Origin of the sequence: Nocardia sp. CA-107356, from assembly GCF_050946365.1 — a bacterium.
Taxonomy (GTDB): domain Bacteria; phylum Actinomycetota; class Actinomycetes; order Mycobacteriales; family Mycobacteriaceae; genus Nocardia.
This window is the reverse complement of sequence record NZ_CP191992.1, coordinates 6833631-6848181: the sequence shown is the minus strand read 5'-3', so window position 1 is coordinate 6848181 and position 14551 is coordinate 6833631. Positions and strand designations below refer to the sequence as shown.

Here is a 14551-nt window from a genome sequence, read left to right as displayed (position 1 = left end):
CACGACTCAACGCGCACCAGATACGGCCTGCCGCTTCGGCATCGCGCCCAGTTCGGCTGACTGTCGAGCAGCGGCATTCAGCGCTTGGCCGAACGCCGACCGCACACCGCCCCGCTCGAGTTCCCCGACCGCGGCCGCAGTCGTGCCTGCGGGGGAGGTCACCTCCGCGCGCAACTCCTCGGCGAGCCGACCCGACTCCTTCAGCAGCACAGCCGAACCGGCCATCGTCTGCTGCACCAGCCTCACGGCGACACCCCGGGACAGACCCCAGCCCCACCGCTGCGTCGATCATGGCCTCGACGACCAGAAAGAAGTACGCCGGCCCAGAACCCGACACTGCGGTTACCGCGTCCAGCTGCGATTCGACCATGGTCGCGACTTCCCCGACTGCCTCCATCACCTCGCACACCAGCTGCAGCTGCTCCTTGTCGGCGAATCGGCCGGGCGCGACGACACTCATGCCCTGGCCCACCAGCATCGCGATGCTCGGCATCACCTGCACCACCGGGAAACCGGTGGGCAGCCTGGATTCCAGCTGCGCTATCGACACACCCGCAGCCAGCGACACCACACACAGCACCTGACCCCGCGCCCGGCTCGGCAGCGACCCGGCCAGCTCGGTCAGGACCACGTCCACATTCTGGGGCTTCACCGCGATCACGACCAGATCGGCATTTTCAGCGACCTCCGCGACGCTGGTGGTCACCCTGATCCCCAACCGCTGCCCCAACAACTCGACCCGCGCCGACGACCGCCCGACAACCGTCAGATCATCACTCACCCAACCGGATTCGAGAAGCCCAGCAATCAACGCCTCCCCAATCCGACCTCCACCGATCACCACAATCCTCGACACACCCAGAAGGCTAACGGGACAGCAAGACCGACCTGCCAACAGCCTGATCAACAGTCACTCAGGACGAGCCACTCCCGTTTGCGTTCCGCTCATGGACAATTCACGTCCGCCTACGGGCAGGAGTCAATGTCCCTTGACGTCTAGACAGCGTGCTGCGCGATCCAATGCGCAGATGGATCGGACGCGACCCATGGGCGTGACGATCGAGGCAGAGGCTTCCGCACTTTGACCTTCGACCCGGAGATCCATCACAAGACTGGTGGCCTTCGCCCAGCACACCGGATGCGTCACACGGCCCCGGCGCGGGCGTGGCCGCCAAGGGCATGAAGCCGAGCCGCCAAGTAGCTCCATGGATCACAGAGATTGCCGAAGGCGTATGGGGCCGAACCTGGTCGATGGTTGAATGCCCGTTCGGCACGCGGGTCTTGACCGTGAGCTGTATCACACGTATAAAAGTGACATCACTTTTACTTTACTTGAAGCTCGAAGCGCCGGGCGTTGCCGACATATGTCCGGGCCCAGTGTCTTCGGGAATACCCGATCCGTACCCGCCCGGGCGCATCGGCCCATCCCCAACCGGCTGGTCCTGGTTGCTCACCGACCTACGCGCGCATTGCAGGACCCTTCGCTGCCCCGATCCAAGGAGCTGAGAACGTGAGAAACACCGATCTGTTCGATCTGACCGGCGCAGCCGCAGTCGTCACCGGTGCTGGCAGCGGCCTCGGCGTCGAATTCGCCGCTGTCCTCGCCGAGGCGGGAGCGGATATCGTCTGCGTCGACATCAACATCGGCGCGGCCCGCGCTACGGTCCGAACGGTCGAAGATCTCGGGCGCAGGGGCCTCGCTCTTGCCTGTGACGTGACGAGCGAAGACCAAGTGCGGGCGACGATCGCGCACGCCCACAGCCATTTCGGGCACGTCGACATCCTGGTCAACAACGCAGGGATCGCCGAGACCGACCCCGCCCCGGTGGGTTACTACGACTCCATCAATTGGCACCGTGTCATCGACGTCGACCTGCACGGAGTGTTCTACTGCTGCAACGAAATTCTCCCCCTCATGGAGGCCCAGGGCGGCGGCAAGATCATCAACGTTGCGTCGATGTGGGGTCTGGTCGGCGCAGCCAACGTGTTCCCGATACCCGCCTACGCCGCGGCCAAGGGTGCAGTCGTCAACCTCACTCGCGAGATCGGCCTCGAATACGCCACCAAAAACATCCAGGTCAACGCGCTCTGCCCTGGCTTCTACCGCACGCGGCTCGCCGACGGCGTCTACGACGACCCTGCCTCCGTCGCCGCGTTCACCGCAATCACCCCGATGGGTCGCATCGCCGAGGCCGAAGAGATCCGCGGACCTGCTCTGTTCCTTGCCTCGCCGGCCTCGAACTTCATGACCGGGCAGACACTGGTCACCGACGGCGGCGCCCTCGCCCAGTAGTCCACAGGTCAGGCACCAACCCGGAACGAGATCGCAATGAGGGTTAGCAGGAAATATGGCCTGATCATCGGGGTAGCCGGTGGCCTCTGTTGCGCCGCTGTCGTGGTGTTCGGGAGTGAAGGTGCCTAGGTCGTCGCCGCCGACCTGGAACAGATGCCCGCGCAACACCCTTGAGTCCGTCACCCTGGCCGAGCAGGCCGGTGGGAAGGCCATGTTCGTCCCTGTCGACATCGCCGATGCCCCGCAGTGGCGCACCTGAGCGACGCCACTATCACCCAGCTGGCAACAACAAGCTTCCCGACAACCGCGCATCGGACGCGACCGGTATCAAAACAATTTCCTCAAGGAGGATACGCATGAAAACAAAGGCTGCAGTGCTTCTCGAAGCCGGGACGCCGTTCGAGATCATGGAACTCGATCTTGACGGTCCGGGTCCGGGTGAGGTGCTCATCAAATACACCGCCGCGGGACTATGTCACTCGGACCTGCATCTGAGCGGCGGCGGCCTGCGGCCGCGCTTCCCGATAGTCGGCGGGCACGAAGGCGCGGGAATCATCGAAGAGGTTGGCGCGGGCGTCACCAAAGTCCAGCCCGGCGACCATGTCGTGTGCAGCTTTGTCCCGAACTGCGGCACATGCCGCTACTGCGCCACCGGCCGCCAGAGCTTGTGCGACATGGGTGCCACGATCATGGAGGGCTGCATGCCCGACGGTTCCTTCAAGTTCCATTCCGGCGGTACGGACTTCGGTGCCGTTTGCATGCTCGGCACCTTCGCGGAACGGGCCACCATCTCCCAGTACTCGGTGGTCAAGGTGGACAACTGGCTGCCGCTCGAGACCGCGGCTCTCGTCGGCTGCGGAGTACCAACAGGCTGGGGCACCGCTGTCTATACCGGCGGCGTCCGCGCCGCTGACACGGTCGTGATCTACGGTATCGGCGGACTCGGCATCAATGCCGTACAAGGCGCTGTGAGCGCCGGAGCGAAGTACATCGTCGTGGTGGACCCCGTCGCGTTCAAACGCGAAACGGCCCTGAAATTCGGCGCCACGCATGCCTTCGCCGACGCACCGAGCGCCGCCGAGAAAGTCAACGAACTGACCTGGGGACAGGGCGCCGACCAAGCGCTGATCCTCGTGAGTGAGGTGGACGAGGAGGTCGTCACTGCCGCAACCGCAGTGATCGGCAAGGGCGGCACCGTTGTCATCACTGGGCTGGCCAACCCGGACAAGTTCACAGTCCACCTGTCGGGCTGGGATCTGACGTTGCACGAAAAGACCATCAAGGGATCACTGTTCGGCTCGGCGAATCCACAATACGACATCGTCAAGCTGCTGCGACTCTATAATGCCGGCCAACTCAAACTCGACGAGCTGATCACAACGAAATATCGGCTCGAGGACATCAACCAGGGCTATCAGGACATGCTGGACGGCAAGAATATTCGCGGCCTTATCGTGCACGACGTGGACTAGCTGTCGATGGCCCTGCAATCTGCGATCGGCTGCGTTCGCAGTGGCGACGTCGACGGTTGATCGCGGCACACCGCGGTGGCGGGGCTGAAATTCACTGGCACGTTCCGGATCCTGTTCGGTTTCGTCAATGGTAATGAGTGTGATGAACGCCCAACACTGGACAGCCTCGCTCACGAATTTCCAGGCGCTCCTCGTTGATCGGCGCATCCCTGGCCCGGCATCGCCCAGCATGTGGCGCCGACGCTTCCCACGGGCATTCTCCGCCTCGCGTCCGCCCGTCGGCCTGGCGTAGTCGGCGATCCGCCCATGGTATTGCCCGACACGAACACAGCGATGGTGTCTTCTACGGCACCGTCGAAGTGGCGGTCCTCACCGGCCTACTCACCGATAGATGGCCGCCCCTGGAGTGTGCTGGGAACCGCGGCCAGCTCGCGCTTGCGGCCACTGTCCGAAACACACTCCTCGGGATCGCCCTGTGCCTCGGGCGGCGCCCGTTCGTCTCGCTGCTACTCGGAGCTGACAATGCCGCAGCACTCGGAGTCGACCCGTCGAATCGATCCCGCCCAGACCGGCGGGTGCTGGGTGTTCTGGATGACTGTCTGAAGCTGCTGCTTCGCCAACATGCCCACCCGCCGGTCAAACCTCATCAACGCTCTACCGGCCGATATGGCTGATAGCCGAAGGGACACAAGTACATGACAGGTCGCGTTGCAGGCAAGGTTGCATTCATTACCGGAGCCGGCCGCGGGCAAGGCCGCAGCCACGCGATAAGGCTTGCGGAGGAGGGAGCGGATGTCATTCTTGTCGACGTCTGTTGCGACATCCCCTCTGTGGGCTACCCCATGGCGACCGGTGACGATCTCAGCCTGACAGCCAGGGAAGTCGTCGCGCTCGGGCGAAGGGCCTTCGCGAAGATCGTGGACGTGCGTGACCGCGGCGGGCTACGGCAGGCAGTCGAGGAAGGGGTCGACGAACTCGGCCGACTCGACGTGGTCTGCGCCAACGCCGGGATTGCGACGATTCAGTCGTGGGACAACGTGTCTGACGCCATCTGGAAGGATACGATCGACATCAACCTGACCGGAGTGTGGAACAGCGTCACAGCGGCACTTCCACACCTGGTGGCGCGAAATCAGGGGTCGATCATCCTGACCAGTTCCACCTCCGGAATCAAAGGGCACCCCTTCCTCACTCCGTATGTCGCCGCCAAGCACGGAGTCGTCGGCATCGCAAAGTCCTTGGCAAACGAGCTGGGACAGAAGAACATCCGCGTCAACACCGTCCACCCCGCAGGCGTCAATACGCCCATGCTCGACGGGCTCGGAGGAATGGACGGTTTGATCGCCCGAGATCCCTCCACGGCGGGAATCTTCCACAACACTTTGCCGGTGGAGGTCGTCGAACCCCGCGACATCAGCGACGCCGTCCTATTCCTCGCATCTGACGAGTCCAGATACGTCACCGGACTGGAGTTCACGATCGACGCCGGTGCGACGAACCGGTAGGCAACATAGAGTGGACTACGGCACGTGCCGCGACCTTTCGCGGCGTTGGCGTTGACCCAGCGCCCTCGGCTGGGTATACCGATCGCCACCTACCGGTTGGTGGGTGCGGCAGACAGCTCACGCAGCGGGCTGTCTGCCGGGCTCTGCGGGCCGGTTGGTGGTCTCCATGGTTGCAGGGAAGGCATTCTGGCTGATTGCCAGGTAGGTGGCGGGGCTGAGTAGATCAGTTCAGGGCCTTTCGGCCAGATGGACACGGCGAGGGTCGCATCGCGGCATGCTGCCTTGATCGAAACCGAACGTGCTGCAAGCCGTGCTCCTGCGGCCCTCCCAACAGCAGCGCACTGGCGGCAGCGCTTCTGGCGATGATGTGGCGTGCCGGTTACGAGTACGCCACCGACGAACCCGACGCCGCAAGAAACCGAACGCTGAATCGCTGCTCTCAATGCTGTATTCGTGCGCACGTGTCGACAACGTGCACATCAGGGTGGCTGGTGTCGAACGGGCCTGTTTGAGCGGTGAGGTGGCCCGGTTGGTGGGGCTGGGCGTGTCTGTCGGCATCCGGTTGTCGTGTCGGTAATCGATCGTGTCTTGTTGTGCTCGTTGGTATTTGGTGTGTCGGCGATGAGCTGTGTCCGGAGTCTTCAGGCGGGAGCTGCGGTCCAGCCGCCTGTGGTGTGGGTGATGCCGAGAACGGCGAGGCGAGCGAGGTTGTGCGCGGCGGCCAGCAGCCCGAAATCGGCGGCGATCTTGGCTTGTCCGCGCATGCGGGCGCGGCGACCGCCGTGGCGGCGGCGCATCAGGTGCCCGATCTTGCGTTCCACCTTGGGCCGGGTCGCGCGGTAGTCGGCCTTCCAGGCCGGATCGTGCCGGCGTTCACGGCCTGCGGCCAGGTATTTCTCGAAGGCGCCGATGGTGATCGTGCGCCCACCGGCCGCGGTGGTGCACTGCGCACGCAACGTGCAGCCGCCGAGATCGGGGTATCGACGGCGACGTTGTACAACTGGCGCCGCCAGTACGGCGGCGTGGACACCGACGCGGCCAAGGAACTCAAGGAACTGCGCGAGCAGAACGCCCGGCTCAAGCGGCTGCTGGCCGATGCCGAGTTGGAGAAGGACGCGCTGCGGGAGATCGCTCGGGGAAAATTCTGAGCCCAGCGGCCAAGCGCCGCGCTGTGGACATGCTTCGCCAGGTGAAGAGCATGTCGGAACGGTTCGCGTGCAAGACCTCCGATGATCCTAGATGTCAAGCTGCAGCTTCCTTGGAGGGTGGTGCGGTTGGGTTGCCGAAGGCTTTGACGGGATCGAATGGCTCGCGGGATTGGAGGCAGTGGTGCAGCTGTCCGAGCATCTTGTTGAACAGGTGAGAGCAGTGCCGCCGCGTGCCGGTCTCCATGTGCTCGACGGCGTTGGTAGTGCTCGCGGGCCGGGCCGTATCGACCGGCGGCGGTGAATGCCCAGACCCAGCCGGCGGCGGCCAGACGGTCGTTCTTGACCCGGCGGTGGGTGATGGAGATCGTCTTGCCGGATGCGCGGGTGACCGGTGCAGATCCGGCGTAGGCCTTCAGCGCGCGGTCGGTGGCGAATTTGGTTCTGTCGTCGCCGATCTCGGCGAGCACGCGGGCGCCGGTGAGGTCGGCCAGGCCTGGAAAGCTGGTGATGATGGCGTGGTCGGGGTGTTTGCGGAATTCCTCGGCCGCAGCCTGTTCGAGGTCGGCAGCACCGGCGCAAGCGACATCGAGAACGGCTAGCAGCGCCATGGCCTGCCGACCGAAAGCCCTTTCAACAAGCTCCGATTGGCGCAGCTGGGGTCGCCGCAGGCCCTCGAGGAGCTCGCCGGCGAGTGCGTCGATGTTGCGCTGGCGTCCGGCGCGGCGCAGAGCATTCGCGATGCGGGCCTTGGTGAGCTTGGCGACGTGGGCGGGGGTGGGGGCGATAGCCAGGACAGCACGGGCCTCGGGTTTGGCGAGGTTGGTGGCGGACTTACCAGCGAACACGGCCAGGAATGCCGGATAGTATTCGCGCAGCAGCGATCTGAGCTCGTTGCTGGCCTTGGTGCGCCGCCAGACCGCATCTTGCTGGGCGCGGGCGAGCACCGTGATGGCTTGGGCACGCTCGCTGTCGGCGGGCAGCCGCCGGTGCAGGTGCGCGTCGACACGCAGGATGTTGGCCAGGGTCATCGCGTCGGCGTGGTCGGACTTGGCCCGCGCCATGGAATGCCGTTCACGGTAGCGGGCCACCGCCATCGGATTGATCGCGAATACCGGCCGACCCGACGCCCGCAGCGCGGCGACCAGCAGTCCGCGCGGGGTCTCGATCGCGATCGGGATCGGGTCCTCGACGGTGTCACCGGCGTCGGCCAGCAGCTGCGTGAGCTCAGCGAATCCGGTGGGATCGTCGCCGATGCGTTTCTTCGCGACCAGTGTGCCGCCGGAATCAACGATGGCGATGTCGTGATGGCCTTCGGCCCAGTCCACGCCACAGTAGTTGCTCAATCCAGTCCTCCATCAGGCATTTTCCGGTGGTCGATAACCCTGGCGAGAACGCGCAGCGCCCTACTTACGAGCCTCTGTGGGCTGGCCTCCGATGAGCTGTTCGGGATCCCAGCTCACCCGCACGGCGCCGGTCTTCCTCAGAGCTCGAAGCTCACGAATCACGGGGCGTCTGGTCGTGCGGGAGGGCTCGAACCACGAGCTATCCCAATCGATTACGACGGCCGGACAGGGCCGACACACCGTGTCGATGCCCAGCCCGACCGATCCCGCCGCCACCTCGCCCGCGGCCTTGCACGAGAGCTCCAAGCCCCGGTTTGTTGGTAGGGGTCGAGGTAGCGACGATCACCGCCCACCGCTGCAGCCCTTACAGAAGGACTTCTCGCCCAAGGCGATTCGCAGTAGTCGGTGGCCGGCAAGTAAACCGGTCCGGCCGTGGCGCTCGCTGCCATGCAGGAGGACTCACGGTCCCGGGAGTAGCCAGGAGTCACCGCAGCCGTACCAACACAACGATCACCCAGCGACCCCACGCCAGCCTGGCTCAAGACCTCGATGATCTGGAAGGAGCAAGGCGTCGGTGCCACTGGACCAATCGTTACGAAATAAGTAGGTTGTTGGGCTTCATCGGTCGACCTACCGGCGCCTGCCGGTCAAGGACACCCCGGTCGACCCGGACGCAGGTTTACGGGCCTGGCTGCGTTCGTACGCGGTCAAGCATCAGGGCCACGGGTTCCGGCGTGCCTGGGCGCGGCTGCGGTTCGACGAGGGCGCAGGCGTCAACATCAAGAAGGTCCACCGGCTCTGGCGCGAGGAGGGCCTGCAGGTCCGCGAACACCACCCGCGCAAACGAGCTGGGGTTTCCTCGGTGCCACCAGTGGAAGCCGATGCCCCGAAAGTGGTGTGGGCGTTGGATTTCCAGTTCGACTCCACCGTGGATGGTCGGGCGGTGAAGATCGCGTCGATGATCGATGAACACACCCGAGAATCCCTGCTGCACATCGTGGAACGCTCGATCACCGCCGACCGACTGGTCGCCGAACTGGAGAAAGTGTTCACCGCGGCCGGTGGCCCGCCGCGGGTGCTGCGGATGGACAACGGGCCGGAGATGATTTCGGCTGCCCTGCAACAGTTCTGCGCCGACAGGGTCGGGATCTCCTACATTCCGCCGGGCACACCTTGGAACAACGGCTTTGTCGAATCGTTCAACCGGCGGTTGCGGACCGAGTGCTTGAACCGCAACCACTGGACGAGCCTGCTGGAGGCGCGGGTGGTGATCGGCGATTTCAAGGTCGACCATAACCGGCGTCATCGGCATTCGGCGCTGGGCTACCTGACACCGGCCGAGTACGCTGCGGCCTGCACCTGCACCCACCACCCGGTGGCCTGCGGGACCAACTGAACACGGAACGAAATCACCTGGGCTCAATTCCGGGTTCTCGTCATCGGGGACCGCTCATACGCCAAGTTCCTCGGGAGTGGCCAGCCGGGGTGTGGACGTTGGAGCGACATCCAAAAGAAGCTTCACTGTCTACGGTCGGGCCAGTACCGCTTGGATTGGAAGTATTGTGTGGCTTCGGGGGAGTCGTTGTAGTCGAGGAGGTTGCCTACTTTTTTCGCCAGGACTCGGCGTACTTCTTCCGGTGTGGCGAAGAAGAATTCCCGGCGAGTGTTCGCGTGGTTCAGTCGTGCCGCGCCGAACTCTTTGTGGAGTTGGTTTTCGAGTGTGACTGCGTCATCGGAGAAGTAGACGGCGTGGACGTCGAAGGGGAAGGGGACAGACGCGCCGCCGAGTTCGCGGACGCGGTCGAGTGGTTCGAGTCGGCGGGTCAGTCCGATCTTGACGACGTTGGGTCCGAAGGCGCCGATGTTGGAGATGACGTAGACGTAGCCTGCGCGGATGTTGGCTGCGCGGTAGTCGTTCTGCGTGATCGCCTCGGTGATGCGGGTGAGTTGTTCTTCGATGTCTTGGGTGTCTTGTCCGGTGGCGGTGAGTCGTTGCAGCACGGCTCGGTAGTGTGCTTGTTCTTTTTCGAGTCGCTCGCGTTCGGCGGCGAGTTCTTGTTCGACTTTGCGTTCCTCCCGCAGCCGTTCGCGCTCCTCACGGGCTGCTTCTCGTTCTTGCTGCACCTTCATCATGTAGTCAGCGGTGAGTTCGAGTTCGGTGATCCGTAGCGCGTGATAGGCCGGTGCCACGTGCATCTGCATTGCCGCGCCGAGCTTTTCGATGTCTTTGGCGGCTTTGTCGAGCCGTCGTTTGGCGGTGTCGAGGTTGCCGGCGCGTATGGTTCGGACACAGTTTTCGGCTTCGGCGTTGTATGCCCGCAGCATGAGCTTGGACAGATCTGCGGTCAACCGCCGGCCTTCGGCGAGGGAGTTGTTGAAGCTGAACTTGTTGGCCACCACGATGGCCTCGCTGGTCTTCACTGCTTCGCGTATGTCGGCGCGCAGTTCGGCGAGGGTTTGTTTGTAGCTGTCTGCGTTCTCCAACGGATGGTGATATTCGTAGATTCCCACCTCCTGAAGCACCAGGGCGTCGTCCACGGTGATGAGCTGGGGATGGATCTGTGGCGGTGTGGCGGCCGGGGCCGGGCGGCTCTGCAGCTGTGCGGTGAGTTCTTGGACACGATCTTGCAGGTCGGCGGCCTCGCGTTCCTTGACGACCAGCATCTTTCGCAGTCCGACGATCACGGCTTGGGGGTCGTTCATCCGCGCACTCCCTGGTTTGCCAAGGGCGCCAGCCCGTAGGGGTTTTTCGATACCGCGGCGGCGAGGTGAGCCAATGTGGCTGGCGGCTGCGCCCGTGCGAGGTCGATCGGCAGGAAATCCGCGCGGTCGGTGGCCAGCCGGACGAGGTCGATGCGGGTGTCGTGGCCGGTCGCGCCGTCGACGGTGTCGACGGCGACGGTGAGTGCGATGCTGTCGATGATTTCTTCCCGATCGGCTTCGAACACTTCATGCGCTGTCCGCAACGCGGTCTGCGCGATCGCCGATGCGTAGCGGCGTTTGACCTCGGCCGCCGCCACAGTGGTTGCGGTGATTTCGTCGGTAGTTTTGTTGTAGCGGAACGCTTTCGTTGTCGGGAAGGTGTCGGGATGCGGAGCCAAGACCGTGATGTGTAGTTCGTGGTCGCTCGCGTCGAAGCAGTGTTCGTAGGACACCTCGAAGGTTTCGGGGTAGATCGAGTTGGCCAGTACGACGCCGACGTATTCGTCCATCGCGGCGGGCTGGCGGTCGCGTAAACCGGCGATGAGCCGGTCCAATCGTGCATTCGATTCTTCGACCTGTCGGCGATGGTCGGCGTTTGCTTGCTTGAGTCGGCGACGGGCGTCGCCAAGCTCCGCTGCACGCGCGGTTTCCTGCTGTCGCCAACCGGCGCGAAGCTCTGCGTTCGCAGCGCACGTCCGCGCGAGTGTCAGCAGCCACTGCTGCACGACGTTCAGGTATTCCCGCTGCGCTGCCTCCAGTTGTGCAGTGTGCCTGCGGTTTCCGCCCAGAGCGCTGCTCAGGCCTGATGGCGGCGCGGGTGGTACGAAGCTCGGGTGATCCGGCAGTGGGTGGTAACGGGGGGCTGGTGATGGTGTGAGCAATTCGGGACGATCGAACGGAATGTCTGTGGCCGATTCGCGCAGCGACTCGAGGTCGACCCAGTCATCGACCTCCAGCGTGGCGTTGAGGAGATTGTCGATCTCGTCGTAGGCGACGGCGAGCTGTGCGTTCTTCGCCTGGACCTCTGCCTCTCGGGCAGCAATGTGGGCGAGCTTGGCGGCCTTCTCCGCTGCCGCGCGTTCGGCGGCCGAGGCGCGCATGGCTGTTGCCACTGCTCGTTGCTGCTCCCGCGCGCAGCGTTGTGCCTCCCGCACCGCCATGTTGTGCGCCTGTATCGCTGCCCGCTGCTGCTGCGCCTGCCGTTGCTGTGCCAGCCTGTGCTGGTGCTGCAATTCAGCGAAGAACCGCCTGCGCCGCGCCACCCCGCTTCACCCCTCTTCCGATACTTCGACATAATCCGGCCGCAGAACTGCGGCCGCAGTTACTGTCGCGACAGAGCCAGTGCCGTTACATGCACCACACACGAGCCTGTCCGGCTATCAACGCTGGGCTGCGTCGTTGCGGCGGGCGAGTGTCGGTGTTCCAAGTCCTGGAACTGGAAGACGACACTCACGCGCTCGTCGAGGCTGTTCTCGACGCGCCGCGGCGCCTCGCGTTCAGTGTCCGCATCGACTCCGTCGGGCCCGCAGCGGATGCGTAGCGCGCCGTTCGGCGCCGTGCGTTCCGCGTGACGGTGTCGCCGAACACTCGGCTCTAGAATGCTCTCACCCACCGACTCCGAGCAGTCACTGAAAGCCGCCCCTGAAGCAAGCTAACCTGCGCACTTTTTTCGGGTGAACCCCACCTGTGCCCGCGGTCCTTAGTCTACTCGAGCAGCAGATGGCGACCACCCAACGCGACTTGCATCCACGTTGCCTCCGAGCCGCGAAAGACTTTGTGGTGGTGCTCTGCCCTGACGTCAGCCCTGCAACGCCGCGGGGAGGCTTGCCGAAATCAGTCTTCCGGCGTGTCATCGACAGGTTCGTGTGATTTGTGTCGCTGCGGTGTCCTGTTGAGCGATTCGCGGTGGATTAGTTCCGTATCGATCGGTTAGCCATGGGGGCCAGCGTCATTCTGAACGCCTCTTTCAGCAGATCGCAGTCCGGTATACGACGTTCGACCAAACAGGTTGCGCGGCATTGATATTCATACCGACCGGCCTCGTCGGTAGGAGCCCTGCCGGGCAATCTGTCCGAGAGTTGCTGCGAAGAAGTCTGTTTCGGCTTGCGAGATAGGTGGTTGGTGGCACGATCGATGAAAGCCTGGGTGGCCGTGTCGTGGGGAGAGTGGAAGTTCGGATGAGTGCTGTGGGCGAGGAGTTCGGGTCGCCATCTCGCCCCGGCACCGGATCGGCATGTGACATCGATCGTTGTTCGCCGGCGACGTCGGCGCCCGAAACCATTGGGAGAAGCGGATGCGGGTCGTGGCGGTTATGAATTACAAGGGTGGTGTGGGAAAGACGACGCTTACCGCGAATCTCGGTGCGGTTGCCGCCAGCCGAGGGCTACGCGTGTTACTTATCGATCTCGATCCACAAACCAATCTGACCTTCTCGTTCTTCTCGATCGACGACTGGCACGATCGGCTCAAGGACGACCGCACGATCAGACAGTGGTATCAGGGCGAAATGCCCGGGAGGGAGCTCTCCCTGGCTGACCTCGTCGTCACGCCGGAGCGGGTCAACAGAGCGCTGGAAAACCCCGTCGGACAGCTCGACCTGATCTCGTCGCATCTCGGCCTGATCGATATCGATCTCGAGCTGGCCGCCCTGCTGGGCGGGACCACCACCCTCGACGGATCGAAGCGGAGGTTTCTGGACCTGCACGGTTGTCTGCGACAAGCGTTGGCGGACAGTCACTTCAGCAACGCCTACGATCTGATGCTCATCGACTGCGCACCGAATTTCGGCCTCGTCACCAAGACCGCGATCGTGGCCAGCGAACTCATTCTCGTGCCGGCCAAGGCGGACTATCTTTCTACCTTGGGATTGGACTATCTGGTCGGCAACTGTGCCGGACTGGTGAAGGAGTTCAACGACTACGTCAACCACAAAGGGGGTGGCGGTGGATACACGCCGATCGATCCCAGTTTCCTGGGGGTCGTCTTCACCATGGTGCAGATCTATTCGCAACAGGTGACACTCGCCCAGCACCGCTATATCGAAGAGGTGCGCGAGAGTTCGCGAGTTCCCGTGTTGAAGAGCATGATTCGCAACAGTCCCAAGCACTTCGGCAATGCCGGCGAGAGCGGTGTACCGGCGATGCTGCACAATACTGGCAAGGACGAGGTCGTCAAGGAGTTCGACCAGCTGGCTGATGAGGTACTGGGTGCGCTCGCATCGTCGACGGGTGCTCACCAGTGAACGACCTGAAAAGTTTCGTCGCTCTGCAAACCCGGCTGTTCGAGTTCCTGGAACGACAAGACGAGGTCACACTGCGGGGGATTATCGACGGAACGGTAGAATTGGCGGTCGTGCCCGCCGACCATGCGGCACCGGTTGGTTCCGTTCCTCGTGAGCGCGGTATTTCCCGGTCTTTGGCGGACGACCCGATCGGGGCACCGTCATCGAGTCCCTTCCAAGTGGTGCAGGACCTTTCGCGATTGCCCTCTGGACAACAACGGAGCTTCTACCTGAACGGAGCGGACCTGCCCCTGAAGGGCCTGCATCAGGTGGCCAAGCTGCTGGGCATCCGCGGCTACACGCAACGCAGGAAGGCAGAACTCGTCGATATACTGGTTCGCCATAGCTTCGCCCGGAACGACGCTACCGCAGACGAATCCCGGACTCCAGCATCGGCTCTCGATACGCGCGACGGCAAGACAGGGGCCGAGAACACCAAGGCCCATGATGCGCTGGCTGACAACGCTAGGGCCGACCAAACCGACACCGGTAGCACCGCATCGCAGCCCACCACCCACGAGTCCGGCCGTGTGCTGGCAGCGACGCCGACCACAGTCACAAGCTCGAATGCCGATGCGGCCCGGATCGCTGCGCAGCTGCGCGCGACCGAGACCGAGGACGAGGGGGCCGCGTATCTACATGAACAGCATCTCGACCGTGCGAGTCTGCTGGCCGTGGCTGCGCAGTTGCAGCTCACCCGGGTGGATCGCCTGAGCCGCCCCGAACTCGAGAAGCGGGTGCTCAAGCAGGCGATCGGTGCCCGGCGCAAGTTTGCCGGCTTGCGGAAATGGTGAGTACCCGTGCGGA

At 63.7% G+C, this 14551-nt stretch carries 10 protein-coding genes and 3 pseudogenes; 8 read left to right on the top strand and 5 right to left on the bottom strand.

Features of this window, described 5'->3' with window-relative positions; all coding sequences use genetic code 11:
• Nucleotides 1-6 precede the first annotated feature (6 nt).
• Nucleotides 7-856: pseudogene (gene proC / locus ACQP1G_RS30675) on the bottom strand (pyrroline-5-carboxylate reductase).
• 654 nt (nucleotides 857-1510) lie between these two features.
• Between proC and ACQP1G_RS30670 the strand changes: the two are divergent.
• From ACQP1G_RS30670 to ACQP1G_RS30655, 4 genes are all read left to right on the top strand, one after another.
• A complete protein-coding gene (locus tag ACQP1G_RS30670) occupies nucleotides 1511-2293 on the top strand; it encodes an SDR family NAD(P)-dependent oxidoreductase (RefSeq protein WP_433193078.1) in 783 nt (260 codons plus the stop codon).
• 121 nt (nucleotides 2294-2414) lie between these two features.
• On the top strand, nucleotides 2415-2552 hold the full coding sequence (locus ACQP1G_RS30665) for a hypothetical protein (protein WP_433193077.1): 138 nt from the start codon (nucleotides 2415-2417) through the stop codon (nucleotides 2550-2552).
• A gap of 97 nt (nucleotides 2553-2649) precedes the next feature.
• A complete protein-coding gene (locus ACQP1G_RS30660; protein WP_433208952.1) occupies nucleotides 2650-3765 on the top strand; it encodes an NDMA-dependent alcohol dehydrogenase in 1116 nt (371 codons plus the stop codon).
• Nucleotides 3766-4460: 695 nt separating this feature from the next.
• Nucleotides 4461-5270, top strand: a complete 810-nt coding sequence (locus ACQP1G_RS30655; RefSeq protein ID WP_433193076.1) for a mycofactocin-coupled SDR family oxidoreductase — start codon at nucleotides 4461-4463, stop codon at nucleotides 5268-5270.
• Between the two features lie 641 nt (nucleotides 5271-5911).
• Here the strand turns inward: ACQP1G_RS30655 and ACQP1G_RS30650 are convergent.
• On the bottom strand, nucleotides 5912-6226 hold the full coding sequence (locus ACQP1G_RS30650) for a transposase (RefSeq protein WP_433193075.1): 315 nt from the start codon (nucleotides 6224-6226) through the stop codon (nucleotides 5912-5914).
• Between ACQP1G_RS30650 and ACQP1G_RS30645 the strand changes: the two genes are divergently transcribed.
• Complete coding sequence (locus ACQP1G_RS30645; RefSeq protein WP_433193074.1) at nucleotides 6134-6418, top strand: transposase; 285 nt, start codon at nucleotides 6134-6136, stop codon at nucleotides 6416-6418. The two genes, ACQP1G_RS30650 and ACQP1G_RS30645, sit on opposite strands and share 93 nt — an antisense overlap.
• 94 nt (nucleotides 6419-6512) lie before the next feature.
• On the opposite strand, the pseudogene ACQP1G_RS30640 reads toward ACQP1G_RS30645, so the two are convergent.
• Nucleotides 6513-7761: pseudogene (locus ACQP1G_RS30640) on the bottom strand (IS110 family transposase).
• A gap of 619 nt (nucleotides 7762-8380) precedes the next feature.
• On the opposite strand from ACQP1G_RS30640, the pseudogene ACQP1G_RS30635 reads away from it, so the two are divergent.
• Nucleotides 8381-9157, top strand: a pseudogene (locus ACQP1G_RS30635) (IS3 family transposase); the annotation flags it as partial.
• A 122-nt stretch (nucleotides 9158-9279) separates the two neighbouring features.
• Here the strand turns inward: ACQP1G_RS30635 and ACQP1G_RS30630 are convergent.
• Together ACQP1G_RS30630 and ACQP1G_RS30625 are read right to left on the bottom strand one after the other, a co-directional pair.
• Nucleotides 9280-10464 (bottom strand): DUF4041 domain-containing protein, encoded by a 1185-nt coding sequence (locus tag ACQP1G_RS30630; RefSeq protein ID WP_433193073.1) that lies wholly within the window; start codon nucleotides 10462-10464, stop codon nucleotides 9280-9282.
• On the bottom strand, nucleotides 10461-11726 hold the full coding sequence (locus ACQP1G_RS30625) for a hypothetical protein (protein ID WP_433193072.1): 1266 nt from the start codon (nucleotides 11724-11726) through the stop codon (nucleotides 10461-10463). The genes ACQP1G_RS30630 and ACQP1G_RS30625 overlap by 4 nt, the downstream gene beginning before the upstream one ends.
• 986 nt (nucleotides 11727-12712) lie before the next feature.
• On the opposite strand from ACQP1G_RS30625, the gene ACQP1G_RS30620 reads away from it, so the two are divergent.
• A complete protein-coding gene (locus ACQP1G_RS30620; RefSeq protein ID WP_433193071.1) occupies nucleotides 12713-13705 on the top strand; it encodes a ParA family protein in 993 nt (330 codons plus the stop codon).
• Entirely contained in the window at nucleotides 13702-14538 is an 837-nt protein-coding gene (locus ACQP1G_RS30615; RefSeq protein ID WP_433193069.1) for a hypothetical protein, read from the top strand. Before ACQP1G_RS30620 ends, ACQP1G_RS30615 begins: the two co-directional genes overlap by 4 nt.
• Nucleotides 14539-14551: the final 13 nt, after the last annotated feature.

Coding starts and splice junctions, on each gene's coding strand:
- ACQP1G_RS30660 (WP_433208952.1), top strand. CDS start 2,650: ATGAAAACAAAGGCTGCAGTGCTTCTCGAAGCCGGGACGCCGTTCGAG.
- ACQP1G_RS30655 (WP_433193076.1), top strand. CDS start 4,461: ATGACAGGTCGCGTTGCAGGCAAGGTTGCATTCATTACCGGAGCCGGC.
- ACQP1G_RS30630 (WP_433193073.1), bottom strand. CDS start 10,464: ATGAACGACCCCCAAGCCGTGATCGTCGGACTGCGAAAGATGCTGGTC.